The 23549-nt window shown below is 72.1% G+C and carries 22 protein-coding genes; 4 read left to right on the top strand and 18 right to left on the bottom strand.

Annotated features, from left to right (window positions below; all coding sequences use genetic code 11):
• The first annotated feature begins 106 nt into the window (after positions 1-106).
• Positions 107-1648 carry a long-chain fatty acid--CoA ligase gene (locus ACA361_RS27800; protein WP_375016613.1) on the top strand — a complete coding sequence of 514 codons (1542 nt, stop codon included), beginning with the start codon at positions 107-109 and terminating at the stop codon, positions 1646-1648.
• 46 nt (positions 1649-1694) lie between these two features.
• On the opposite strand, the gene ACA361_RS27795 is transcribed toward ACA361_RS27800, so the two are convergent.
• The 7 genes from ACA361_RS27795 to ACA361_RS27765 form a co-directional block, all read right to left on the bottom strand.
• On the bottom strand, positions 1695-3596 hold the full coding sequence (locus ACA361_RS27795) for a glycosyltransferase (protein WP_375016611.1): 1902 nt from the start codon (positions 3594-3596) through the stop codon (positions 1695-1697).
• Between the two features lie 159 nt (positions 3597-3755).
• Positions 3756-5003, bottom strand: a complete 1248-nt coding sequence (locus ACA361_RS27790; protein WP_375016609.1) for a cytochrome P450 — start codon at positions 5001-5003, stop codon at positions 3756-3758.
• 121 nt (positions 5004-5124) lie between these two features.
• Positions 5125-6033, bottom strand: coding sequence for an alpha/beta fold hydrolase (locus ACA361_RS27785; RefSeq protein ID WP_375016607.1), 909 nt, complete (start codon positions 6031-6033; stop codon positions 5125-5127).
• Positions 6034-6138: 105 nt separating this feature from the next.
• On the bottom strand, positions 6139-7404 hold the full coding sequence (locus ACA361_RS27780) for a class I SAM-dependent methyltransferase (RefSeq protein WP_375016605.1): 1266 nt from the start codon (positions 7402-7404) through the stop codon (positions 6139-6141).
• A 115-nt stretch (positions 7405-7519) separates the two neighbouring features.
• Positions 7520-8887, bottom strand: a complete 1368-nt coding sequence (locus tag ACA361_RS27775) for an FAD-binding oxidoreductase (RefSeq protein ID WP_375016603.1) — start codon at positions 8885-8887, stop codon at positions 7520-7522.
• Positions 8888-9090: 203 nt separating this feature from the next.
• Complete coding sequence (locus ACA361_RS27770) at positions 9091-9606, bottom strand: DUF1707 and DUF4870 domain-containing protein (RefSeq protein ID WP_375016601.1); 516 nt, start codon at positions 9604-9606, stop codon at positions 9091-9093.
• A gap of 52 nt (positions 9607-9658) precedes the next feature.
• Complete coding sequence (locus ACA361_RS27765) at positions 9659-10591, bottom strand: polysaccharide deacetylase family protein (protein WP_375016599.1); 933 nt, start codon at positions 10589-10591, stop codon at positions 9659-9661.
• 184 nt (positions 10592-10775) lie between these two features.
• On the opposite strand from ACA361_RS27765, the gene ACA361_RS27760 reads away from it, so the two are divergent.
• The 3 genes from ACA361_RS27760 to ACA361_RS27750 all read left to right on the top strand — a co-directional run bounded on the left by ACA361_RS27760 (position 10776) and on the right by ACA361_RS27750 (position 12902).
• On the top strand, positions 10776-11147 hold the full coding sequence (locus tag ACA361_RS27760) for a hypothetical protein (protein WP_375016598.1): 372 nt from the start codon (positions 10776-10778) through the stop codon (positions 11145-11147).
• A 128-nt stretch (positions 11148-11275) separates the two neighbouring features.
• Positions 11276-12184, top strand: a complete 909-nt coding sequence (locus ACA361_RS27755; RefSeq protein WP_375016596.1) for an NADP-dependent oxidoreductase — start codon at positions 11276-11278, stop codon at positions 12182-12184.
• A 166-nt stretch (positions 12185-12350) separates the two neighbouring features.
• Positions 12351-12902 carry an SDR family NAD(P)-dependent oxidoreductase gene (locus tag ACA361_RS27750; RefSeq protein WP_375016594.1) on the top strand — a complete coding sequence of 184 codons (552 nt, stop codon included), beginning with the start codon at positions 12351-12353 and terminating at the stop codon, positions 12900-12902.
• Here the strand turns inward: ACA361_RS27750 and ACA361_RS27745 are convergent.
• The 11 genes from ACA361_RS27745 to ACA361_RS27695 form a co-directional block, all read right to left on the bottom strand.
• A complete protein-coding gene (locus tag ACA361_RS27745) occupies positions 12808-13800 on the bottom strand; it encodes a DUF4192 domain-containing protein (protein WP_375016592.1) in 993 nt (330 codons plus the stop codon). The genes ACA361_RS27750 and ACA361_RS27745 overlap by 95 nt on opposite strands.
• Before the next feature lie 77 nt (positions 13801-13877).
• Complete coding sequence (locus ACA361_RS27740; RefSeq protein ID WP_375016590.1) at positions 13878-14411, bottom strand: hypothetical protein; 534 nt, start codon at positions 14409-14411, stop codon at positions 13878-13880.
• Positions 14412-14440: 29 nt separating this feature from the next.
• Positions 14441-15286, bottom strand: a complete 846-nt coding sequence (locus ACA361_RS27735; protein ID WP_375016588.1) for a hypothetical protein — start codon at positions 15284-15286, stop codon at positions 14441-14443.
• A gap of 21 nt (positions 15287-15307) precedes the next feature.
• Positions 15308-15862 (bottom strand): hypothetical protein, encoded by a 555-nt coding sequence (locus ACA361_RS27730; RefSeq protein WP_375016587.1) that lies wholly within the window; start codon positions 15860-15862, stop codon positions 15308-15310.
• An 11-nt stretch (positions 15863-15873) separates the two neighbouring features.
• Entirely contained in the window at positions 15874-16368 is a 495-nt protein-coding gene (locus ACA361_RS27725; RefSeq protein ID WP_375016584.1) for a hypothetical protein, read from the bottom strand.
• Positions 16365-17612, bottom strand: coding sequence for an MCE family protein (locus tag ACA361_RS27720; RefSeq protein ID WP_375016582.1), 1248 nt, complete (start codon positions 17610-17612; stop codon positions 16365-16367). The genes ACA361_RS27725 and ACA361_RS27720 overlap by 4 nt, the downstream gene beginning before the upstream one ends.
• Complete coding sequence (locus ACA361_RS27715) at positions 17612-18829, bottom strand: MCE family protein (RefSeq protein WP_375016580.1); 1218 nt, start codon at positions 18827-18829, stop codon at positions 17612-17614. The genes ACA361_RS27720 and ACA361_RS27715 overlap by 1 nt, the downstream gene beginning before the upstream one ends.
• The gene (locus tag ACA361_RS27710) at positions 18826-20079 is read right to left on the bottom strand and encodes an MCE family protein (RefSeq protein ID WP_375016578.1); all 1254 of its coding nucleotides are present in this window, start codon (positions 20077-20079) and stop codon (positions 18826-18828) included. Before ACA361_RS27710 ends, ACA361_RS27715 begins: the two co-directional genes overlap by 4 nt.
• A gap of 11 nt (positions 20080-20090) precedes the next feature.
• Positions 20091-21218 (bottom strand): MCE family protein, encoded by a 1128-nt coding sequence (locus tag ACA361_RS27705; protein ID WP_375016576.1) that lies wholly within the window; start codon positions 21216-21218, stop codon positions 20091-20093.
• On the bottom strand, positions 21215-22267 hold the full coding sequence (locus ACA361_RS27700; RefSeq protein WP_375016574.1) for an MCE family protein: 1053 nt from the start codon (positions 22265-22267) through the stop codon (positions 21215-21217). Before ACA361_RS27700 ends, ACA361_RS27705 begins: the two co-directional genes overlap by 4 nt.
• Positions 22264-23547, bottom strand: a complete 1284-nt coding sequence (locus tag ACA361_RS27695) for an MCE family protein (RefSeq protein WP_375016572.1) — start codon at positions 23545-23547, stop codon at positions 22264-22266. The genes ACA361_RS27700 and ACA361_RS27695 overlap by 4 nt, the downstream gene beginning before the upstream one ends.
• Between the last annotated feature and the right edge of the window lie 2 nt (positions 23548-23549).

Genomic DNA, 23549 nt, shown 5'->3' with positions numbered 1-23549 from the left:
TGAGGGCTCGCGCCGCCCGTTCGTTATGCAGCAGGATGTGCGGAAACGGTTCGTACACTCGTCAGTAACAACCGGCTTATGCCCCAAGCCCCGCGCGAGGAGTGCCATGCTCAACCTCTCCGTTCTGCTGGAGGACGCGGCCCGCAGGTCCCCCGACCGGGACGCCGTCGTCTTCGGTGACATGCGGCTGTCGTACGCGGTGATCGACATGATCGCCAACCAGGTGGCCAATCTCCTGCGCTCCCGCGGGATCGGCTCCGGGGACAAGGTCGCGCTCTCGTGCCCGAACGTCCCGTACTTCCCGATGGTGTACTTCGGCATCCTCAAGGCCGGCGCCGCCGTCGTCCCGCTCAACGTGCTGCTCAAGCCGCGCGAGATCGCCTACCACCTGGAGGACTCCGACTCCAAGGCGCTGTTCGTCTTCGAGGGCACCCCCGAACTGCCGCTGGGCGAGGCCGGCCACGCCGGGTTCCAGCAGGTCGAGAGCTGCGAGCACCTGATCCTGATGACGACCGACCCGGCCGCCGCCGAGTCGCCGTACGAGGACGCCGAGCTGTTCTGGCCGACGATCGGCGCGCAGCCGGGGACGTTCGACGCCGCGCCCACCGGCGCCGACGACACCGCGGTGATCCTCTACACCAGCGGCACCACCGGCCAGCCCAAGGGCGCCGAGCTGTCGCACTCGAACATGCTCATGAACGCGTTCGTCTCGGACACGATGTTCGAGAAGCAGGAGCACGACGTGGCGCTGGTCGTGCTGCCGCTCTTCCACGCGTTCGGCCAGTCCTGCGTGATGAACGTCGGCTTCCGCCGCCGCGCGACGCTCGTCCTCCAGGCCCGGTTCGAGCCGGCCGAGGCGCTGAGGCTGATGGCCAAGGAGAAGGTGACGCTGTTCTCCGGCGTCCCGACGATGTACTGGGCGCTGCTGTCCGACCAGGGCACGGTGCCGGCCGAGGAGGTCGCGGCCAGCCTGACCGCCTGCACCTCGGGCGGCGCCTCGCTGCCGCTGGAGGTCCTGAACGGCTTCGAGAAGAAGTTCGGGGTCAAGGTCCTGGAGGGGTACGGCCTGTCGGAGACGTCGCCGGTCGCCTCGTTCAACCAGCCCGACCGGCCGACCAAGCCGGGCTCGATCGGCACGCCGATCTGGGGCGTGGACATGAAGCTGATCGACGAGGACTGGAAGACGGTCGAGGGCGAGGGCCCGGGCGAGATCGCGGTGCGCGGCCACTGCATCATGAAGGGCTACTACGGCCGCCCGGAGGCCACCGCCGAGGCGATCCGGGACGGCTGGTTCCGCACCGGCGACATCGCGCGCCGCGACGAGGACGGCTTCTACTACATCATCGACCGCTCCAAGGACATGATCATCCGGGGCGGCTTCAACGTGTACCCGCGGGAGCTGGAGGAGGTCCTGATGACCCATCCGGACGTCTCGCTGGCCGCCGTGGTGGGCGTGCCGCACGACAGCCACGGCGAGGAGATCAAGGCGTACGTGATCCGGAACCCGGACGCCACGGTCACCGAGGACGAGCTGGTCGCGTGGGGCAAGGAGCAGTTCGCCTCGTACAAGTACCCGCGGATCGTGGAGTTCCGCGACGAGCTGCCGATGACCGCCACCGGCAAGATCCTCAAGCGCGAGCTGCGCTAGCCCGTACTAGGGGCGGCGGCCGGGCGGCGCGTCCTGTTCTGAACGTTCAGAACAGGACGTGCCGCTCGGCCAGCCCGTAGTGCAGGACCCGGCCGTCGGCGAGCAGTTCCAGGTCGCTGGGGCGCCAGGTGTGCCGCTCGGGGTCGGCGTGCCGGATCGTGACGAACGAGTAGCGGTCGGCCGCGTACACCAGCACGCCGTCCGCGCGCAGCCGCCGGAACAGGTCGGTGTCCTCGCCCCTGCCGACCTCGGCGAAGCGGTACTCGCGGAGCAGGCCGCCCTCGGCCAGCAGCGCGCCGCCGCGCAGCACGTTCACGTAGCGGTGCTCCTGGCCGGGGTGGCGCAGCACCATCGCGTCGATCGAGGCGAGGTGGGTGTAGTGGGCGAGCTTCCCGACGACGGCCGCGTCGGTGTAGCCGAAGGCGGGCAGCAGGTCGGCGACGTAGTGCGGGCCGTACAGCTCGTCGTCGTCCATCTTGCCGATGTACGCGCCGCCGGCGGCCTCGACGCCCAGGTTGAGGCAGGCGCCGAGCGGCAGCGCCGCGTCCGCCTCGATCACCACGACGTCGTCGAGGCCCGCGTCCCGGGCCCGCTTCTCCACCAGCGTGGGGTCGACCGGCACGCCGTGCAGGACGATGACCAGCTGCAGCGGCCGCCACACCTGCCGCGCCGCGCGCTCGATCGCCGGGCCGATCTGCTCCGCCCGGCACGTCGGCAGCACCAATGACACCGAGGGGGGCGGGGTGTCGTCGCGCGTTCCGAGCACCGTTTCGAGGACGGTGCCGACGCGGTGCCGGTACGTGTGGGCGGCGTGGACGTCGCGCAGCGCCAGATGGGCCTGCCGGTCGCGCATCTCCGGTCCCGCCAGCAGCGCCCTGAGCAGCCGGGTCGCGTCCGCGGCGTCCTCCACCGCGGCGGGCTCGACGGTCGGGATCCCGGCCGCGGCGGCCTCGTACGCCAGCCGCGGGTGCGGCGCGATGATCACCTGGTAGCGCTTGCGGGCGGCCAGGGCCTGCTCGTACGGGAGCTCCGGCACGACCCGCTGCCGGTAGAGGTGGGGGAAGCCCGTTCCGTGGAAGTGGGCGCCGAGCTTGGGGGCGGGGCCGAGGAGCACCTCCGCCGCGGGGTCGTAGTGCCCTTCGTAGAGGAGGGGGTAGCGGCCCTGGTCCGGTCCCCTCATCGGGTTGTGGATGCGGGGCTGGGCCGCGTACGGCAGCTCGTGGACGCCTCCGACCGCGCCGGCGTACGGGCGGTCGCCGGTGGCGAAGACGTGGTCGAAGTGCCGCGCCTCCTCCAGGGTGCCGTCGCCGGTGTCCCAGTACGCGGTGGGGACGCCGTGCTCGCGGCACCATCCGGCGATCTCCTCCAGCGGCAGGTCGCCGCGGCCGCCGGGCTCGACGAAGAGGAGGTCGGGGAGCTCGGCCTCGAAGAGCGCGCGCCAGCCCCGGCCGGGCGGCACGTCGAGCTGGCGCCACTCGTACCGCAGCGCCGCCGCGATCGGCGGGCTCGCCACGACGGCGGCGGTCACGCCGGGGCGGGCGACCGGCCCGTCGGGGAGGTCGAGCGGCGGCACGTCGCCGAGGAGTTCGGTGTCGGCCACCCGGACCTCGGGGCGCCGGGGCGGGCGCGGCTCGTCCGGGGGCGGGGCCGGCGCGGGGCGGGCGCGCAGGGCGGCCCGTAGCGCCCCGTACGAGGCGGGCGACAGCGGGCGGCGGCGCAGTGCAGACACGGCGTCGCCGAGGCGCCACCAGCGGCGCCGCCGCATCCTCTCGGCCCGCCATTCGGCGCGGTCGGCCCGGTGCGCCTGGACGGCCCGGTCGCGGTCGGCGTCGCCGAGCCGCCGCGCCATGTCGGACAGCGCCCCCCGCAGGTGCTCGATCTGCCGCTCGCGCTCGTCCCGCTCCCGCTCCGCCTCGGCGAGCGCGGGCTCCAGCACAGGATCGGTCACAGGGCACCCCCGGTCAGCGCGTCACGGCGACGCTCCAGCGGGTCCACGCTAGACCGGGCCGCGGGCGCGGTCCCGGGGTGCGCGCGAGCCGACATCCGTTGTTCACCCGGATGTCGGCCCGCGGTCCGGTCCCGGCCCGCGGTGCGGCCGGTGGTGAGGTCAGACCGTGTACGGCAGGCGCTTGATCCCGTTGATGAAGTTGGACTCCAGCCGGTCCGGCTCGCCCGCCGCGCGGATCTCCGGGAAGCGCCGCAGCAGCGTCCGGAACATCGTGGTGATCTCGCGCCGGGCCAGGTGCGCGCCGAGGCAGAAGTGCGGGCCGGGCCCGCCGAAGCCGACGTGGTCCTTGTTGTCCCGCAGGATGTCGAACCTGTCGGGGTCGGTGAACACGGTCTCGTCGCGGTTGGCCGACCAGTAGTAGAGGACGAGCTTGTCGCCCTCCTTGATCTCGTGGTCGTTCAGCGTGGTGTCGCGGGTGGCGGTGCGGCGCATCCAGATGACCGGCGAGACGTACCGGACGATCTCCTCGACCGCGCCCGCGATCCGGCCCTCGAAGTCCTCCACCAGCAGCGCCCGCTGCTCGGGGTGGCGGGTGAACAGGTCGAGGCCGTGCGCGATGGCGTTGCGGGTGGTCTCGTTGCCGGCGACCACCAGCAGGATGAAGAACGAGCCGAGCTCCTGGTCGGTCAGCGACTCGCCGTCGATGTTGGCGTTCACCAGCGCGGAGGTGAGGTCGCCGGTCGGCTCGGCGCGGCGCTTGCGGCCCAGCTCCTCGACCAGGTCCTTGAGCGTCTGGCCGGCGGTGAGCAGGCCGAGCGCCATCGCCTCGGCGTCGGAGTTGTCGACGAACTCGGGGTCGTTGCCGGCCAGGATGACGTTGGTGGCGTCCAGGACGGTCTTGTAGTGCTCCTCGCCGATGCCCATCAGATCGCAGATGATCTTGAGTGGCAGCCGGGCGGCGATGTCCGCGACGAAGTCGCCGGTGCCCTCGCCGGCCGCGACCGACTCGGCGAGCTGCTCGGCGACCGCGTCCACCTGGTCCTCGAACCGCTGGATCATGCGCGGCGAGAACGCCCGCGACACGATCCGGCGGATCTTGGCGTGCCGCGGGTCGTCCATGCTGATCATCGAGCCGAAGAACTCGTGCATGTCGCCGGGCATGTCCGGGATCGCGATGGCGCCCTTGCCCGAGCAGAAGTCCTGCGGCCGCCGGGACGCCTCCACGACGTCGGCGTGCCGGGTCAGCGCGTAGTAGCCGGGCCCGCGCGGCACGATCACCACGTCGGGCTCCTCGAAGCGCCGCAGGCTCGGCGCCCACCGCAGCGCCTTGAACGCCTCGTGCCGGAACTCGTGCGGCTGCCGCCAGAAGTCCCAGTCCGTCAGGTTGATGTCCTCGACCTTGAGCATCCCTGTCTTCACCCGCCCGCCAGCTAGAACGCGATTCGGTTTACATGCACCCTGTCAGAGTCAAGCGGCGGAGAGCGAGCGATGCTCCGATCGAGTGGCGTACCTCACATATATGTATATGTCATGAGCTGAGCCATTCCAGGATCTTCGCGTTGACCTCTCCCGGCCGCTCCAGCTGGAGGAAGTGCCCCGCCCCCGCGACCGGCTCGGCCCGCGACCCCTCGGGCAGCCGCGCCAGCACCCCCGACACGTCGCCGCCCGGCATGACGGCGTCGGCGCCCAGGCAGCCGTCGTCCGCGCCGTGCAGGTACAGGATCGGCCGCTCGCCCTTCCGGCCCGCCGCCTCCTGCTGCGACGCGTACCGCGCGACGAGCCTGGACGGGTCCAGCATCGCCCGGTAGTAGCCGATCGCCGCCGCCACGTTCTCCGGCGCGGCCAGGCAGTCCATCACGTGCGCGACGTCCTCGGCCCGCGCGTCCGCCGCGTACCCGGGCGACCAGTCGCGCCACAGGCCGTCCACGAACGCCTCGTTCAGCGCCACCTCGGCCAGCGCCGTCTGGAACAGGAAGATGTAGAACGACCGCTTGAGCTGGTCGTACGAGAAGAACGTGCCCAGCATCGCGTCCAGCGGCGGCACCGCCAGCGCGACCGCCTTCCGCCACCGGTCCGGCGCGAGCGCCGCCGCGCCGTACGCCGCGAACGCGCCCCAGTCGTGCCCGATGAGGACCGCGTCGGGGCCGCCGCCCAGCGCCTCGTGCAGCGCCACGGCGTCCGCGGCCAGCGCGCCCGTCTGGTACGCCTCGTCTCCCGGCACCGACGTCGGCGCGTACCCGCGCATGAACGGCGCCACCGCCCGGTGGCCCGCGGCGGCCAGCTCCGGCAGCAGGTGCCGCCAGGTGTGCGCCGAGTCCGGGAACCCGTGCAGGCACAGGGCCAGCGGCCCGCCCTCCGGTCCCGCCGCCAGATACCCGAACTCCAGCCCGTTCGCCTTGACCGTGCCGCGCTCGATGCCGTGCCGCTGCTCGCCCATGTTCGCCCTTTCGCCCGGAAGGCGTCATTATGCACGCGGGGCGCCGTCATGCACGCGAAAGGCCCCGCCCACCGGGAGCGAGGCCCTCGCGACGGCGGTCCGGCGTCAGGACGCCCAGGTCGGGCGGAGCGGCATGTGCGACGCGCCCTCCCCGTCCAGCTTCACGCCGAGCGTCTGGTGCAGCTGGATCCAGTTGACCTCGAAGCCCAGCCGGCAGCCGGCCATGTAGACCCGCCACACCCTGGCGGTGCCCTCGCCGACCTCCTTCACGGCCTCGTCCCAGTGGTCCTCCAGGTTGCGGCACCAGCCGGCCAGCGTCCGCGCGTAGTGCTCGCGCAGGTTCTCCTGGTGGCGGATCTCGAACCCGGCGTCGTTCATCTGCATCTGGATGTAGCCGGGGCCCTCCAGCTCGCCGTCCGGGAACACGTACCGGTTGATGAAACCGCCCGGCTTCATCGAGGGCGCCAGGTTGTCGGGGCGGGTGATGGTGTGGTTGAGCATCCGGCCGCCCGGCTTCAGCTTCCCGTGCAGGAACGAGAAGTACGCCGGCAGGTTGTTCTTGCCGATGTGCTCGGTGAGGCCGATGGAGCTGACCGCGTCGAAACCGGTCTCGGCCACGTCCCGGTAGTCCAGGTGCCGCACCTCGGCCAGCTCGGAGAGCCCGCGGTCGGCGATCGCCTTCTGCGCCCACTCGGCCTGCTGCTTGGACAGCGTCACGCCCAGCGCCTTGACGCCGTACTCCTTGGCGGCGTGCATCACCATGCCGCCCCAGCCGCAGCCGACGTCCAGCAGCCGCATGCCCGGCTCGAGGCCCAGCTTCTTGGCGACCAGGTCGTGCTTGAAGTACTGCGCCTCCTCAAGGGTGGCGCCGTCCTCCGGGTAGCAGGCGCAGGTGTACGCCATGGACGGGCCCAGGACCCACTCGTAGAAGGTGTTGGAAACGTCGTAGTGGTGGGAGATGGCCTTGGCGTCGCGCCGCTTGGAGTGCCGCAGCCAGGACGGCACCCGGCTGAAGGGGGCCTCCTGCGGCGGCGGGTCGAGCCGGCGGCTGACGGCGGCGCGCAGCAGCGGGTCGCGCGCGACGGCCCCCAGCAGCCGCAGCTTGTCGGCCGGGGTCACCTCGTCGAACAGGTGCCGCATCGTCGCGAGCGTCTCGTACATGTCGCCGTCGACGTCGAGATGGCCGCTGACGTACGCGCGCGCCAGGCCCAGCGAGCCCGGCGCGTGCACCAGGTGGGAGACCGCGTACGGTGACCGCACGTCGACCCGGATGCCGGCGCCGGAGACCCCCGCCCGAGACCCGTCGTACGCCGCGAACTCCACTGGCGCCTCAGGCCCGACGAGTTCCTCGAAGACCTTGGCCAGCGTCATGGTGATTCCTCCTGTCTTTCCGCCCCCGGGACAGGGGGCATGGCGTCATCACGCGGCCCCGACGGGGCCAGGTGGTGACGCGGCCCCGCCGGGGGCTCCCCCGATCCGCGGACGATCAGCGTCCGCGCACGCACTTGTCGTAGAGGTCCAGCAGCCTGGTGCCGGGGTCGTACGACTCCTTGAGCCGCCGGTAGGTCTCCCCGTCGTAGTACCGCCAGAACTCGTCACGGCTGTAAAAAGCAGTCGAATAGAGAGACTTGTGCCCGTCAAGGGCCGCGACCCGGCGCTCGATGAGCCGGTTGTGGTATTCGGGGATCTGCCCCGGCGGGATCCGCACCGTGCCCCAGAAGCCGGCGTTCACGTACGTGCGGCCGGGCTCGAGCGGGTAGAGCGGCCAGCGCTCGCGGGCGCGCAGCGGGCACAGCCAGATGGGGCTCATCCCCACCTTGTCGTGGAAGAAGTCCAGGAACTCCGGCAGCCGCTCGACCGGCACCTCGATGTCCTGGATGACGTCCTCGCGGGGCCGCTGCCCGCGCCACCGGTCGACCCGCGCGACCAGCTGGTAGCGCCGGTCGTAGGCGACCAGCTTCCGGTAGACGTCGGACCGCTTGGCCTTGTCCGGCCACAGCCGCCGCACGACCGGGTTCTGCACGCCGAACGCGCCGGAGCACCAGAACCAGTCGGTGTCCCAGCGCCAGATGTAGTCGCGCACCGTCAGGAAGTCGGTCGACCGCCGCTGGATCGACCGGTAGTAGATCTCCTGGCCGGTGTAGTCGGAGGTGTACGGCGCCTCGTCGTCGAACATCCCGATGGTGATGTACTGCTCGCGGCCGCTGAAGACGGTGCCGTCCAGGAAGTCGACGGTGTCGCCCTCGTACACGCCGGTCTCGGTGATCTCTGCCATCGCCTCGGCGAGCGCGCCCGCGTCGTTGAAGCGCAGGTGGCGGAGCCGCACGTACGGCTTCACCGGCACCAGCCGGATCTTCAGTCGGAGCGCGTAGCCGAGCGTGCCGTAGGAGTTGGGGAACCCGTAGAAGAGGTCCTTGTGCTCGTTGTCGGGGGTGGCGGTGACGATGCGCCCGTCCCCGGTGAGGACGTCCATCTCCAGCACGGCCTCGTGCGGCAGGCCGAGCCGGAACGAGGTGGACTCGATCCCGAGCCCGGTCACGGCCCCGCCGAGCGTGATCGTCTTCAGCTGCGGGACGACCGTCGGCATCAGCCCGTGCGGCAGCGTCGCGTCGACCAGGTCCTCATAGGTGGTCATGCCCTGCACCTCGGCGGTGCGGGCCTCGGGGTCCACGTTCAGCACGTGGTCGAACCCGGACACGTCGAGCCCCGGCGCGGCCGAGGGGTCCCGCCAGCGGAACAGGTTGGAGGTGCGCTTGGCCAGCCGTACCGGCGCGCCCTCCGGGATCGACTCGTACGACCTGCGCAGCGCCTCCACGGCCCGCTCGTGATCGCCCTTGACCAGAAGCTCCGTCATCACACCCTCCCGGCCCCACAGTAAATCGAGGATCGCATGTATGTTCCACATATTTAGGGCGAGAGGGTGATCACAGGGACGTAAGGGAATAAAGCCCCAGCCCGGGCATGGCGGACACGCCCCTCCTCCCTCCGGCCCGCTCTAACGCTTCCCCCGAACCACCCCCGCGACACCTGCCGATCCCCGTCCCCGCACGGGACCGATCACTTCACCAGGCGCAGGATCCAGGGGTACCGGAACGGCTCCCCGGTCAGCCCCACCACGGCCGCGACCGCCGCCACGGCCCAGGCGACCGCGTACACGACGGCGCCCAGCCCGAACGTCACGATCGTCACCAGCAGCAGCGTCAGCTGGAAGTTGACCGCCTCGGCCGCGTGCCGCCGCACGTACGCCGACCGCTTCCCGCTCGTCAGCATCAGCACCAGCGGCCCGACGAACAGCGTCGGCACCCCCAGCCCGTGCGCGAGCGCCGCCAGCACCCGGTCCTCCCCCGTGACCGGCGCGCCCGGCTTCGCGAGCCCGGCCGGCCCGGCCCCCAGATCGCGCGTCACCGCGTCGAGGTCCCCGCGCGTCTTGGACGTCATCGCCAGATGCATCCGCATGTCGAACTCGGAATGCTCCAGGCGGCCCTCCGCGTACGCCTCCTGCAGCCGTTCCACGACAGACTCGCGCTCCGCGTCGGAAACCCGCAGTTCCGGCGCCGCATATCCGCTATTCATGCGTCAATGCTCGCGCATCCGCGGATCCGCCGCCATCCGGGAAACCCCCGGATCAACCCTGAGATCCCGACCCCTCCGAAGGACGATCCGAAGGCGCGGCGGAAGGACTCGCGGTGGCGGGCGGACTCGTGGCGGCGGAAGGGCTCGGAGAGGGCTCCGGCGGCTTCGGCGGCGTGAACTCGACGTATTTCTTCCCGGGCGACAGCGGCTCGCCGTACAGCTCGGAAACGGTCACGAACACGTACCCCTTGGCCGCCAGCCGCTTGATGATCATCGGTACCGCGTCGACCGTCGTCGCGTGGATGTCGTGCAGCAGCACGATCGTGCCGTTGCGCGTGCCGCCGACGACCTTGCGCTCCACCCGCGCGCTGTCGCGGACCCGCCAGTCGAGCGGGTCGACCGTCCACAGCACCTGGGCCAGCCCCAGCCGCTTCGTGATGGCCGCGACCTGCTTGTCCGTCGAGCCGTACGGCGGCCTCATCAGCACCGGCGTCACCCCGGCGACCCGCTGGATCGCGCGCTGGGTCCGTACCAGCTCCGAGGTGACCTCGGCCTGCGACGACCGGCCGAGATCGGCGTGCGAGTAGCTGTGGTTGGCCAGCTCGTGGCCCTCGGCGGCCTCCCGCCGCACCAGCTCCGGATACTCCTCGACGTTCCCGCCGACCAGGAAGAACGTGGCCCGCACCTTGTTGCGGGCCAGCAGGTCGAGCAGCCTCGACGTACCGCTCATCGGGCCGTCGTCGAAGGTCAGCGCGACGCACTTGGCCTTCCGGCAGTCGACCGGCGGCGGCTTCGGCTTCGGTGTCGGGGTCGGGGTCGGCCTGGGCTGGGGCTTCGCGGCCGCGACCGCCCGCGCCGGGGGGCGCTCGGCCGGGCCCGCCGCCACGGCGCCCGGCGCCGGCGCCAGCGTGCTCAGCCAGCCGCAGACGGCGGCCCCCGCAGCCACCGCCGCCCACTTCCGCGTCACGATGGCACCGCGCGTCATGAAACTCCCTAACGGGCTCCCCGATGATCAGTCCGATCGGACAGTGTAGAGCCCGCGCCTCCCGGCGGCCCGGCGAATTGCCGTGAAATCGGGAACCCCATTCCACCGGACAGTCGTTATTGTCATACGCGCCCAGTGTCTCCGGAGCCGTTCCGGAGCGGCACCAGACGACGGGACAGGCCGGATGAGGTTCCGGGACCGATTCGGGATACGCAAAAACCGGGGTTCCACGGTGACCAGGCTCGACCGGGAGGCCACCGACGACGACATCAAGGCGCTGATCGCCTTCGCGCGCAGCCGCCAGGGCGTGGAGTTCTACGTCGAGCCCGAGACGTTCGCCACCGACACCACCGCGGTCGCCGTCGCCCACGACGGCGAGTGGACCCGCCGCCGCGTCGGCGCGCCCCAGGTCATCGGCAAGGTCGCCCGCGACCTCGGCATGCCGGTCTACGACGTCCAGATCGTCGGCTACCCGCCGCGCATGCGCGCCTGGAACGAGCGCAACCGCGACCGCCGGATCGACCCCGGCTCCCCCGGCGAGGCCGTCCGGTCCTGATCCCGGCGTCCGCTACCGGCCACCCGCACCCGCGTCGCCCGGCGCCCGCCTTCGCGATCTTCGGAGTTGACCTCGACCAAACTTGAGGTCCTAGCGTTCCCGGTGTCATCGACGAAGGGAACCGAATCATGAAGGCTGCCGCGTTCACCGCACCGGGCGGGCCCGAGGTCCTGCGGCTGATGGACGTCCCGGACCCGCAGGCCGGGCCGGGCCAGGTCCGGGTCCGGGTCAAGGCCGCCGGCGTGCAGCCGTACGACCTGGCGATCCGCGAGGGCTGGACACCGCCCGGCACTCCGGAGGGCTACCCCCGCATCCCGGGCAACGAGTTCGCGGGCGTGGTCGACCAGGCCGGCGACGGCGTCCGCCTCCAGGTGGGGACCGAGGTGGTCGGCTTCACCCGCCTCACCGCGTACGCCGAGTACGCCGTCGTCCCCGCCGACCAGGTCACCCCCAAGCCGGCGAGCATGCCGTGGGAGATCGCGGGCGGCTTCCCGGCCGCCGTGATGACCCCGCACATCGCCCTGGAGGAGATGGCCGTCGGGCCGGGCGACACCGTCCTGATCCACGCGGCGGCCGGCGGCACGGGCACGGTCGCCGTCCAGCTCGCCCGCATCGCCGGCGCGACCGTCATCGGCACCGCGAGCGAGGCCAACCACGACTACCTGCGCTCCCTCGGCGCGATCCCGGTCGCGTACGGCGAGGGCCTGGCCGGCCGCGTCCGCGAGGCGGCGCCCGGCGGCGTCGACGCCGCCCTCGACGGCGCCGGCGGCGACGCCCTCATGGTCTCGCTCGAACTGGTCAAGGACCGCGACCGCATCATCACCCTCGTCGAGCACGAGCGCGCCGCCGAACTCGGCGTCCGCACCACCCCGTTCAAGCGCTCCGCGGCCCGCCTCGCCGAGGCGGCCCGCCACTACGAGGAGGGCCGCCTCCGGCTGCACGTCCGCAACGCCTACCCCCTCGCCCGCGCCGCCGACGCCCACCGCGAGGTGGCCACCGGCCACGGCCGCGGCAAGGTCGTCCTCCTCGTGGACTGACCGGCCCCGCGCGGGGCCGGTCGGAGACCGTCCGGCCCCGCCCGCGTGCGGCCCGTCCCAAGCATGTGATCTACATCACCGTCTGATTTCGGCGGCCGGCGACGGTTTCCGTCCGTGCGGCCGGTCTTGATACGGACCGAACCCCTCCAGCACTTCGGAGAACTCGATGTCCGGATCGTTCCAGACCGCCGTCGTCACCGGAGCCGGCCGCGGCTTCGGGCGCGCCATCGCCGCCGCGCTCGCCGCCGCGGGCACCGGCGTCGTCGGGATCGCCCGCAGCGAGCACGACCTGCGCGCCATACGCGGCGAGCTCGGCGAGGGCTTCACGCCACTCGCCGCCGACGCCGCCGACGAGACGCTCGCGCGGGACGTACTCCGCGAACACCGTCCCGGCCTGCTCGTCCTGAACGCCGGGGCCACGCCGCACATGGCGCCCCTGCACGAGCAGACATGGGAGACCTTCAGCCGCCACTGGCACACCGACGCCCGGCACGCCCGCTGCCGTCGGGGAACGCCGAGCGTGGCGGTGAGGTGCGCGTCCGCAGCCTCGACGGAGCCGACACCCATGGGCGGGCATGGCCGCGCGGGGATCGGACCCGCTGACCACGGGCACGTACTGCGGGTCAGGGGTCGTCTTCCTGGGTGGTGTGGATGGTGGAGAGTTCTTCTGGGGTCATGCGCAGGCGCGGGTCGTCGGGTGGGATGCCGGCGGCGATGACGGCCTGGAGGAGGGTCGCCATCGAGTAGTCGGGGGCGGCGCGGTCGAGGGCCACGTTGGCGAGGCCGCCGTCGCCCGCGGCGTACGCGGCGCGGGCCAGGAGGCAGGCCGGGGCGGAGGCGTACGGCTCCTCGACGTGGCGGAGGACGGTGCGCCAGAAGGCGATGTCGGCGGACGGGTCGTCGAGGTCGATGCGGACGAACGCCTCGTCGCGGATGCGGAGGTCGGTGAGCAGGACGCTCAGCCACGCGAGGTCGTGGTGGTCGGGGGACGGCGTGCTGCGGAGGCGGGCGAGGAGGGTCAGGGCCTCGTCGCGGAGGGCCGCGAGATCCCTGGTACGGGCGCGCCGCTCAGCTCGCCGGGTCGCGCGGCGCATGGAGTCGCGGGCGGGGCCCTGGTGGGGCGCGACCGTCTCCTCCAGGTCGGACCGGCCGGGCAGGGCGACCCTTCCGGCGAGGGTGGCCTCGGCCGCGACGAGGCTGGAGGAGATGTCGTACGGGGTGCCGCCGGGCGGGCAGCAGCCGGGGACGTCGCAGACGAGCGACCACCAGCGGCCGCCGGTGACCCGGGCGGCGTCGACGATCTCCAGGGGCAGGGTGTCGCGGATGGCGGCGAAGGCCGGCTCGACGCGGCCGCGGGCGCCGTACCCGAGGACGAGGGCACGGCGGAAGCCTCCGCCGCCGAGGACGGTGGCGGCGTGCTCGGCGGTACGGGCGTGCGCGGCCGGGTCGTCGAGGGGCGGTAAGTCCACGCGGACGGCGCAGGTGTGGTGCCGGCCGCCGAAGCCGATCACGAGCATGCTGTCGGCCGGGTGGAAGCCCAGCAGGTAGGGAACGGCGGCGATGGCGTCGGGGATGGACCGGATCCGCAGCGGGGTCCGGTGGGTGGTCTCCGTCATGTCATCGACTGTCGCCGGGCGGGTGACCTCCTCATAAGGGGATGCCGTGATTGTGGATAACCTCGGCGGCCGTCCTCCTACTTCATGAACGTGTCGATGTTCTCGATCTGCCAGCGGTCGTTCCGGTGGACGGCGCCCACCGAGAACATCGCGGCCGAGTAGGCGGTCTGATTCTTGTCGGTGCGGGTGCTCCGCTGGTCGGCGAAGACGAGCAGGCGCGCGCGGTCGCCGGACAGCATGCGCACGCCGCTGTCGGTGACCGTGGTGGTGAGGACCAGCTTCTGCTCGGGCGCCTGCTTCCGCACCACGGCGATCATCTCGTTGTACTGCTGGACGGCCTTCCCGGTCAGCAGTGTCTGCGCGGCGCGCTCGGTCTTGGCGACATCGGTGTAGTTGTACGAGAAGACCGTGTTGACGATGTCCTGGACCTCGCCCTTGAGCTCGCTCGAACGGGCGTTGTCGGTCAGCGCGACGTTCTCGGCCGTCGAGCCGCTCCTGAGCGTGTGCGCCTCGCGGGCCGACCAGGCGGCCAGGCCGCCCAGCAGGACGGTCACGACGGCCAGGACGAGCGGGACACGGGGGTGCCGCCAGAGGGCGCCGAGCTTCTTCACAGAGAGTCCTTTCACCCGCTTCACCCGGTTCACCCGGTACCCCCGACCGGGGCCTGGGACAGGGCGCTGAGCTTCCATCCGGTGGCGGTACGGGTGAGCTGCCCCATCAGCCGGGTCTTCTTGACGGCCGGCTCGCCCTTGGGCGGCGTCACCGTGATCTGGAGTCCGACGATCACGCTCGCCTTGCCCGCGTGCCGGTCGAGCTCGGTCACGGCCGCGTCCAGGACCTTCGCCGAGGTGATCGTCTTGGCCTGCTGCACGGCCTTCTCGAACTGCGGCCGCCCCTGGACGATCTCCTGGTACAGCTCGCTGGTCGAGGAGTCCTGCCACAGCTTCAGGTCCCGGTCGAGGGAGCGGTGGTCGAGGGTGTTGAGGTTCTGCACGGCCTGCTCGCCCGCCCGCAGCACCTCGTCGCGCTCGCGCGAGAAGCCGAGGGATTCGTCGTGCGCCGCCGCGTACCACGACCACCCGAACCAGGCGGCGCACACGGCCGCGACGACCGCCAGGACCATCGCCGCCTTCCGCTTCCCGTCCGGCGGAGCCGCCGGCGGCGACGGCTTTCCGGCCGCCTCCTCCGTGCCGCCCTCTTCGTTGCCGCCCTCTTCGTTGCCGCCCTCTTCGTTGCCGCCCTCTTCGTTGCCGCCCTCTTCGTTGCCGCCTTCTTCGTTGCCGGCGTCCTTCTTGCCGTTCTCTTCCTTCTCGCCGTCCTCGCCCGCCGGCTCCTCTTCCTTGTCGTCCTCGTCCCCCGGCTTCTCGGCTTCGTTCTCCGCCGACTTCTCGCCCGCCGGCTCCTCGGCGGGCGGTTCCTGGGGGCCGGACCGGTCCAGGTCCGGCTCCTCGGCCTCGGGGGCCTTCTTGGTGTCGGTCTTGCTCACGTGGGTCACCTCATGTCGTCGTCAGCTCGACCGGATCTCGGTGATGCGCCACTGGCCGTCGCGGAGGCGGGCGGTGATCGCGAGCTGGGCGGCGGCGGTGCCGCCGGCCGGTTTGCCGTTGCGGGTGCTCACCTGGTCGAGGAAGACCAGGAGGTGGGCGGTGTCGCCGGACAGGCGGGTGACGCCGGCGCGGACGACGCGGGTGGTCAGGGTGAGGCGCTGCGCCGGGGCCTGCGCCTTCACCTGGCCGTACAGGGCGCGGTACTGGCCGGCGGCCTTGCCCTCCAGGAGTTGCGCGGCGGCCTTCTCGGTGGCGGCGACGTCGCCGTGCTGGTACGAGAGCACCTTGACCAGCGCGTTGCTGACGTCCCCGACCACCTTGGCGGTCGCCTCAGCGTCGACCAGGGCGCGGTTGGCGGACGGGGACGCGCCGCGCTGCTTCTCGGTGAAGGCCAGGACGCCCCCGGCGGCGAGCGCGACGATCAGGGCGGCGGCCAGGACCAGCCGGTGGCGCGGGATCCGCTTCTTCCCGGCGGGCGGCGTCTCGACCTCGGCGTCGACGGTCTCGGTGGTCACGGGATCCTCCCTCACCGGGCGTTGGCCGGGAGCGCGGTCAGGGACTTGAGCTTCCAGCCGGCCGCGGTACGGGCCAGCGCGGCGTCGTAGCGCTTGCGTTCCACGGTCGGGGCCGCGCCGGGCCGGGTCACCTCGATCCGTACGGTGGCGATGATCCGGGCGGAGCCGGAGCGCCGGTCGAGCGCGGTCAGGGCGGCGTCGACGACCTTCCCGTTCGCGGTGGTGGCGGCCTTCTGGATCTTCTGCCTGCTCTCGGGCCGGGTCCGCTTCAGCTCGTCGTGCAGGGGGCCGGTGGAGGAGTCCAGCCAGCTCTGGAGGCCCTGGTCGACGCGCTTGGCGTCCATCGTGTTGAGGGCCGCGAGCTGGTTCTTCGCGGCGGTGACGGCCTGGTCGCGGTCGCGGGCCATGTCCTGCGGCTCGCCCTGCCGCATGTCCCAGAACGTCCAGCAGGACCAGCCCAGGAACGCGATGGAAAGGGCGAGGAGGACGTACGGGACGCGCTTCATCGTTCTCCCCTCAGGCCGAGCAGGTCGGCCATGTCGGGTTCGCGGGGGTCGACGCCGGGGAGGCCGAGCGCGCCGGGAAGATCGGCGGCGCCGGCGGCGCCCAGCGAGCCGGGGCGGGCGGGGACGGGGACGCCGCCCTTGGGGGCGTTGGCCGAGCCGCGCACGTTCACGCCGGACGAGGCGGGCATCGTGCAGCGGGCGCCGGTGTTGAGCGGCGGCGCGGCGGTGGTGTTGAGGCCGTTCCGGTACGTGGTGCCGCCGTACCCGCGCATGCAGGGCAGCGGGTTGAAGAACGTGGTCGCCATCCCGAAGCGGAGCTTGCCGTCGTCCTGGACGATGGTGGAGCCGGCGGCGACGACGCCGGGGAGGCGCACCATGAGCTCTTCCAGGCCGTCGACGCGGGTGACGGCGAGGTCGGAGACGGTGAGCAGGTTCGCGATGACGACGCTGAGGCCGGGGTCGAGGTCGCGCAGCAGGCCGGTCAGCTCGGTGGACGCCTGCGGCGCGACGGCGATCAGCTTGCGCAGGTCGGAGTCGGAGGTGCGCAGCTGCTCGGCCAGCAGCCGGGCGTTGGAGGCGAACGCCTTGAGCGCGGCGGCCTCCTGGTTCTGGGTGCGCAGGGCGAGTTCGCCGTCGCGGATGAGCGTGCTGGTGGGGTCGATGTTGGCGTCGGCGGCGCGGATGAACTCGTTCTGCGCGTCCATGAGCGCCTGGAGGTTGGGGCCCTGGCCGTTGAACGCGAGATAGAACTCGTTCACGACGGTCTGCAGCGCGGTCGTGGGGACCGAGCGGGTGAAGTCGTTGGCCGCCTTGAGCAGGTCGGTGACGGGGGCCGGGGTGCTGGTGGTGGAGCGCGGGATCACGGCGCCGTCGCGCAGGTACGGCGCGCCGCTGTTGGCGGGGCGCAGGTCCACGTACTGCTCGCCGACGGCCGACAGGTTGGCGACGACGGCGCGCAGGTTCGCCGGGATCCGCGGCGCGGAGTCGTCGATCTTGAGGTCGGCGACGACGCCGTCGCCGGTGAGGTGCAGGTCGCCGACGCGGCCGACCGACACGCCCCGGTAGGTGATGTTGGAGCCGGGGAACAGCCCGCCGGTCTCGGCCAGCTCCAGCTTGGCGACGTAGTAGCCGCGCAGCCCGACGAGCCGGCCGAGGTCGGCGTACCGGGCGCCGATGAACGCGATCACCGACACCGAGATGACGACGAACGCCAGCGTCCTGATCCTGGTCGCGAGGGTCAGCATCAGCCGCCGCCTCCCGGGAGTTCGGGGAAGATCCCGCCGCCACCGCCGGAGGACGGCGGCGGGGCGCTCGGGCCCCGGCTCGGGGTGCCGGACCCGGAGGGCGTGCCCGGCGCCACCGGCGGCTGGACGACCTCGGGCGTGTCGACCGGCGGCAGCGGCAGCGTCGGGGTGTCGCGCACCTCGGTCTTCCTCTTCTTCGCGCCCGCGGCGGGCTCCGGCGTGATCAACGGGATGATCCTGGTGCCGGGCACCGCGGCCACCGACAGGTACACGTTCAGGTAGTCGCCCTTGACTGCGTTCATCACCTCGTCCGTGAACGGGTAGGTGAACAGCACTTCGAGCGACTTGGGCAGGTCCTCGCCCGCGTCGGCGAGCTTCTTCAGGGTGGGGGCGAGCGCGCGCAGGTCGGCGACCATGTCGTCCTTGGAGGCGTTGATGGTGCGCACCGCGACGTCCGACAGGTCCTCGAACTGCCGCAGCATGGTGATGAGGGCGCCGCGCTGCTCCTCCAGGACCTTCATGCCGGGGCTGAGGTCGCTCAGCACGGTCCCGAGCTTCTGCTTGCGGGTGGCGAGGGTGGCGGAGAGCCGGTTGAGCCCGTCGAGCGCCGCCACGATGTTCCCCTTGTTGGAGTCGAGGCTCGCGGTCAGCTCGTTGATGCGCTTCAGGACCGACTTGACCTCCGGCTCGTTGCCGCTGAGCGCGTTGTTGAGCTCGCGGGCGATGGTCCGCATCTGCGGGAGGCCGCCGCCGTTCAGCAGCAGGGACAGCGCGCCGAAGACCTCCTCCACTTCCACGTTGCGGTTCGTGCGGGCGACGGGGATGGTCGCGCCGTCCGCGAGCGTCCCGCTGGCGCCCGCCGGAGGCGCGGCGAGCTGGATGTACTTCTCGCCCAGCAGGCTGGACTGCTCCAGCCGCGCGGTCGCGTTGGCGGGCAGCCTGACCTTGCCGTTGACCAGCAGGGTGACGCGCGCCGTCCAGCCGTTGAGCGGCAGCGACACCTTGGAGACCCGGCCGACCGCGACGTCGTTCACCTTCACCGCGGCCTGCGGTACGAGGTCGAGCACGTTGGCGAACTCGGCGGTGACCGTGTACGGGTCGTCGCCGAGGTCGGCGCCGCCGGGCAGCGGGAGGTCCTGGACGCCGGTGAACCCGCCGCCGCAGCCGCTGAGGAACGCGGCGCTCGCGGTGGCCAGCGCCGCCACGCGGATCTTCATCGGCCGCCCCCCTCGCCGCGCGGCTTGCCGCCCTGGTCGCCGCCCTGGTTGCCGTACGTGTCGCCGACGGCCGGCAGCGGCATCGGCGGCAGGATCCCGGTGGCCCCCTCCGGTACGGGGGTCATGCTCCCGGCCCGCTGCTTCTCGCACAGCGCCTTCGTGGTCGCGGTCATCTCGGCGGACGAGGCGCACACGGCGCTCCCGGTGCCGCGCCCCAGGGCGGTCAGCGCCGATCCGGCCGCCGACGCCCCGCTGATCGGGCCCATGCTGATCTCGTTCAGGTTGCCGCGTCCCATCAGCGTGCGGGTGGCCGGATCGTAGGCGTTGAGGAAGTTCGTCGCGGTCAGCGGCAGGACGTCGAACGACTCCGCGAGCGAGGCGCGCTGGTTCACGAGCACCTGCGTGAGGGAGGCGAGCTTGTCGACGTCCTTCTTCAGCAGCGCCCGGTTGTCGCGGATGAACGTGCGGACCTGCCCGAGCGCGATCGCCAGCTCGCGGAGCGCGGCGCCCAGCTCGTCGCGGTCGGCGGCCAGGAAGCCGGTCACGTCCGCGAGCTGCCGTTCGGCCTGCCGCACCTGCGCGTCGTTGTTCTTGATCATCGTGGTGAACTTCTGCAGGTTGGCGATCGTGGCGAACAGGTCGCCGCTGTTGCCCGCCAGCGTCCGGCTGGCCTGGCCGAGCTGCGCGATCGTGTCGTTGAACGCCTCGCCGTTGCCGTTCAGGTTGTCGGCACCGACCTGCAGGGCGCGCGAGAGGGCGCCGTTGGAGTTGGCGCCCTTCGGGCCGAGGTCGCCGGTGATCCGCTTGAGGCTGTCGTAGAGCTGGTCCAGCTCGACCGGCGTCGCCGTGCGGTTCACGTCGATCGGGACGGACGTGTCGTACTTGGGGCCGCCGGCGTACGCGGGCGTCAGCTGGATGTAGCGGTCGGCGACGACGCTCGGCGCGACCACCACGGCCTTGAGGTCGGCCGGGAGCGGCGTGTCGTCGTCCAGCGTCAGCCGCGTCCGGACCCGGGTGCCGATCGGCGTGACCTCGTCGATCGTGCCGACCTTGACGCCGAGGATCCGCACGTCCGAGCCCGGGTACACGCCGACCGCGGCGGCGAAGTACGCCGTGATCCGCCGGCCCGCCGGGCCGCCGGCGACGGCCGCGAGCGCGACCGCCATCAGCACCACGGCCATGATCAGCGCGATCACGGTCCGGCGGCGCTCCCGCCAGGTCCCGCCGCGCATCGCGTTGTCGATCGTCATCGCCCGGAGCTTCACCGGCCCGCCCCCGTTCCCGCGGTGGTGCCCGGCCTCGGCGGCATGCAGCCGTTCTTCGGCGGCGTGTTCGGCGCCTGGTACTCCTTCGGCACGACGCCGCACAGGTAGCCGTCCATCCAGCGGCCGTTGCCGAGCGCGTTGCCCAGGAGCCGGTTGTACGGTCCCGCCACCGCGAGCGCGCGGTTCAGGTTGTCCTGGTTGCGCTGGAGCACACCGGTGATGCGGTCGAGCGCCTGGAGGGTCGGCTGGAGCTGCCGCTCGTTGTCGGCCACGAGCCCGGACAGCTGGCGCGCGAGCGCCTGCGAGCCGACCAGCAGCCCGTGGATGGCCTCGCGCCGCCGGCGCAGCTCGGCCAGCAGCAGGTTGCCGTCGCGCAGCAGCGCCTCGAACTCGGCGCTCTGCTCCGCCAGCACCCCGGTGACCTGCTTGGCGTTGGCGAGCAGCCGGGCGAGCTGGGCGTCCCGGGTGGAGATCGTCCGGGACAGCGCCGACAGCCCGTCCAGCGCCTTGCGCACGCTCGGCGCGGTGTTCTGGAACGTGTCGGCGATCGTGTCCAGGCTCTGCGCGAGCTGGACGGTGTCGAGCCGGTCGATGGTGCCCGACAGGTCCTGGAACGCCTGGGTGACGTCGTACGGCGACACCGTCCGGCTGAGCGGGATGCGCCGGCCCGGGTCCTGCGCGGTCGGCCCGAGCGGGTCGATCGCCAGGTACTTCGCGCCCAGCAGCGTCTTGATCATGATCCCGGCGGTGCTGGCGCTGCCGATCCAGGTGTCCCGGACCCGGAACGTGACCTTGACCTTGGCGCCGTCCAGCTCCACGTCCGTGACCTCGCCGACCTTGACGCCGGCGACCCGTACCTCGTCGTCGGGGCGGAGGCCGGCCGCCTCCCGGAAGTCGGCGGTGTACTTGGTGCCGCCGCCGATGACCGGCAGGTCGTCGGCGCGGTAGGCCAGCAGCCCGAGCACCAGGATGATCGCCAGCCCGACGACGGCGACACCGATGGGGTTGCGCTCCTTGATCGGCTTGCGCAGCGCGCCGCCGCGGGGCTTCTTCAGCGGCGGCAGCGCCGTCGCCGCCGGCCGGGCGGCCGGGACCGGGCCCGGCGGGCCGTTGGTGCCGCTCATCCCTGGCCTCCACATCGTGTCGCGTCGTCGGCCTCCATCGGGACGCCGGTGGGCGGCGGGCGGCCGTCGGTGTACGTGGCGCCGGTGACGGTGGCCTGGCACATGTAGAGGTTGAGCCAGGACCCGTACGAGGCGAGCCGGGCGATGGTGGCGCTCTTGCCGGGCACCGTCCGCAGGAACCGCTCGATCTCCGGGCTCTCGTCGGCGAGCTCGTCCGACAGCCGGCCGAGCTGGCCGATGCTGTCCTTCAGCGGCGCGCGCCCCACCTGGAGCAGGTCGGCGGTGCTGTTGGTCAGCGCGGACATCGCGCCGATGGCCTCGCCGAGCGGCTTGCGGTCGGCGGCGAGCCCGGAGGTCAGCCGGCGCAGCGTCACGATCAGGTCGGCCAGCTGGTCGCCGCGGGCGTTGATCGTCTCCAGCACCTCGTTGAGGTTGTCGATGACCTGGCCGATCACCTGGTCCTTGCCCGCCAGCGTGCTGGTCAGGGACGCGACCGTGCGCAGCAGCGAGTCCATCGTCGGCCCCTCGCCCTGGAGCACCTGGATGATCTCTCCCGCGAGCTGGTTGACGTCGGCGGGCGACAGCGCCTGGAACAGCGGCTGGAAGCCGTTGAACAGCTGGGTCAGGTTCAGCGCGGGCGTCGTCCGCTCCAGCGGGATCGTGCTCCCCCGCGCCATCGTCGCGCCCGGCGCGCCGGTGCCGCGGTCCAGCTCGATATAGCGCTGGCCCACCAGGTTCAGGTACTTGATCGTCGCCTTGGTGGACGAGGGCAGCCGGCGGCCGCGCTGCACGCTGAACTCCACCTGCGCCTGCCGCCGGTTCACCACCTTGATCTCGGTGACCTGGCCGACCCGGACGCCGGCGATCCGGATGCTGTCGCCCTCGATCAGCCCGGTGACGTCGCTGAACCGCGCCTTGTAGCGGTCGGCGTTGCCGACCCCGGTGTTGGCGATGCTGATCGCCAGCACGGCCGTGGCGGTGACGGTCACGACCACGAACAGGAACGACTTGACCAGCGGGCCGCCGAGGCCCTTGACGTTCATCCTCATCGGACGTCCACCTCCGCCCCCCGGTAGACCGGGCCGACCAGGACGCTGCTCCAGTCGGGCAGGTTCGACGGGACCTCCCGCAGGCCCGGCGCGAGCAGCTCGTTCACCAGCTGGTTCTCCTGCGGCGAGTTGGGCAGCCCGAGCGCGCCGGGCACGACCGCGACCGGGGCGACCCGGCCGGGCGGCGCGGCCCGCGGCGCGACGCCGCCGGCGGGGTCGTACGGGAGCGGGTAGCAGCGCGGCCCGCCGCTCGCGGTGAAGCGCGGCGTGTCGCGGCCCGGGACGTACCGGCCCTTGGACGGCACGGTGGTGATCTCGGCCCTGATGCCGGGCCGGTCGGTGCCCGCGCCGAGCGCCCTGTCCATCCTGGGCTTGAAGTCGTTCAGCATCGAGAACACGCACGGGAACTCGGGCGAGTACCGCGCCAGCACCTCCAGCGGCGCCCGGCTGTGGTCCGCGAGGCGGATCATGTTGCCGGAGTTCTGCCGCAGGAACGTGGTGAGGTCCTGCGCGCCGCCGGTGACGGTCGAGTACAGATCGCTGAGGTTGCGGCGCTGGTCGACGACCGTGCGGCTGGTGGCGCTGAAGTCGTACAGGGCGTCCAGGATCTCCGGCGTCGCCTCGCTGTAGTGGTGCGTGAACTCCACCAGCTCGCGGATGTTGCGGTTGAGGGCGGGCAGCTCGGGGTTGAACTTCTTCAGGTACGCGTCCAGCGTCACCAGCGTCTCGCCCAGCTCGTGCCCGCGCCCCTCCAGCGCCGTCGACATCGCGGTCAGTGTCGCCGACAGCTTCGCCGGCTGCACGGCGGTGAGCAGCGGCAGCGTGTTGTTGATGACCTCCTGCAGCTCGACCGCGTTGGCCGTGCGGTCCTCGCTGATGACGCTGCCCTCGCGGATCGGCGAGGGGGCCGGGGCGGCCGGCGCCAGCAGCGCCACGAACCGCTGCCCGAACAGCGTCGTCGGCAGCATCTGCGCGCTGACGTTGGCGGGGATGTGCCGGACCGACTCGGGCTTGAGCGCCAGCGTGAGCCGGGCGCCCGCGCCGTCGGCGGTGATCTCACGGACCTCGCCGACGACGACGCCGCGCACCTTGACGTCGGCGTGCCGGTGCATCTCGTTGCCGACCGACCCGGTCCGCAGCGTGACCATCGTGGCGTCGGTGAACTTCTTCTGGTAGATCGCGACGGCCAGCCACACCAGCAGCGCCGGGACGAGGAGGAAGACCACGCCCTGCAGCCGCCGCGACAGTGTCGCGATCGCGCTCTCGCTCTTCGCCGTCATCG

This window comes from Actinomadura sp. 21ATH (genome assembly GCF_041951345.1).
GTDB lineage: Bacteria > Actinomycetota > Actinomycetes > Streptosporangiales > Streptosporangiaceae > Spirillospora.
Note: the sequence above shows the minus strand (reverse complement) of the source record. Positions and strands in the feature narration are given on the sequence as shown.

Excerpts from the sequence above, each read along its gene's own strand:
- ACA361_RS27720 (WP_375016582.1), bottom strand. The coding sequence starts at position 17,612 with ATGCTGACCCTCGCGACCAGGATCAGGACGCTGGCGTTCGTCGTCATC.
- ACA361_RS27715 (WP_375016580.1), bottom strand. The coding sequence starts at position 18,829 with ATGAAGATCCGCGTGGCGGCGCTGGCCACCGCGAGCGCCGCGTTCCTC.
- ACA361_RS27790 (WP_375016609.1), bottom strand. The coding sequence starts at position 5,003 with ATGCTCAAGGTCGAGGACATCAACCTGACGGACTGGGACTTCTGGCGG.
- ACA361_RS27765 (WP_375016599.1), bottom strand. The coding sequence starts at position 10,591 with ATGACGCGCGGTGCCATCGTGACGCGGAAGTGGGCGGCGGTGGCTGCG.
- ACA361_RS27745 (WP_375016592.1), bottom strand. The coding sequence starts at position 13,800 with ATGACGGAGACCACCCACCGGACCCCGCTGCGGATCCGGTCCATCCCC.
- ACA361_RS27710 (WP_375016578.1), bottom strand. The coding sequence starts at position 20,079 with ATGACGATCGACAACGCGATGCGCGGCGGGACCTGGCGGGAGCGCCGC.
- ACA361_RS27755 (WP_375016596.1), top strand. The coding sequence starts at position 11,276 with ATGAAGGCTGCCGCGTTCACCGCACCGGGCGGGCCCGAGGTCCTGCGG.
- ACA361_RS27700 (WP_375016574.1), bottom strand. The coding sequence starts at position 22,267 with ATGAGGATGAACGTCAAGGGCCTCGGCGGCCCGCTGGTCAAGTCGTTC.
- ACA361_RS27800 (WP_375016613.1), top strand. The coding sequence starts at position 107 with ATGCTCAACCTCTCCGTTCTGCTGGAGGACGCGGCCCGCAGGTCCCCC.
- ACA361_RS27705 (WP_375016576.1), bottom strand. The coding sequence starts at position 21,218 with ATGAGCGGCACCAACGGCCCGCCGGGCCCGGTCCCGGCCGCCCGGCCG.
- ACA361_RS27695 (WP_375016572.1), bottom strand. The coding sequence starts at position 23,547 with ATGACGGCGAAGAGCGAGAGCGCGATCGCGACACTGTCGCGGCGGCTG.
- ACA361_RS27775 (WP_375016603.1), bottom strand. The coding sequence starts at position 8,887 with ATGACGGAGCTTCTGGTCAAGGGCGATCACGAGCGGGCCGTGGAGGCG.
- ACA361_RS27780 (WP_375016605.1), bottom strand. The coding sequence starts at position 7,404 with ATGACGCTGGCCAAGGTCTTCGAGGAACTCGTCGGGCCTGAGGCGCCA.
- ACA361_RS27770 (WP_375016601.1), bottom strand. The coding sequence starts at position 9,606 with ATGAATAGCGGATATGCGGCGCCGGAACTGCGGGTTTCCGACGCGGAG.
- ACA361_RS27750 (WP_375016594.1), top strand. The coding sequence starts at position 12,351 with ATGTCCGGATCGTTCCAGACCGCCGTCGTCACCGGAGCCGGCCGCGGC.
- ACA361_RS27760 (WP_375016598.1), top strand. The coding sequence starts at position 10,776 with ATGAGGTTCCGGGACCGATTCGGGATACGCAAAAACCGGGGTTCCACG.
- ACA361_RS27785 (WP_375016607.1), bottom strand. The coding sequence starts at position 6,033 with ATGGGCGAGCAGCGGCACGGCATCGAGCGCGGCACGGTCAAGGCGAAC.
- ACA361_RS27725 (WP_375016584.1), bottom strand. The coding sequence starts at position 16,368 with ATGAAGCGCGTCCCGTACGTCCTCCTCGCCCTTTCCATCGCGTTCCTG.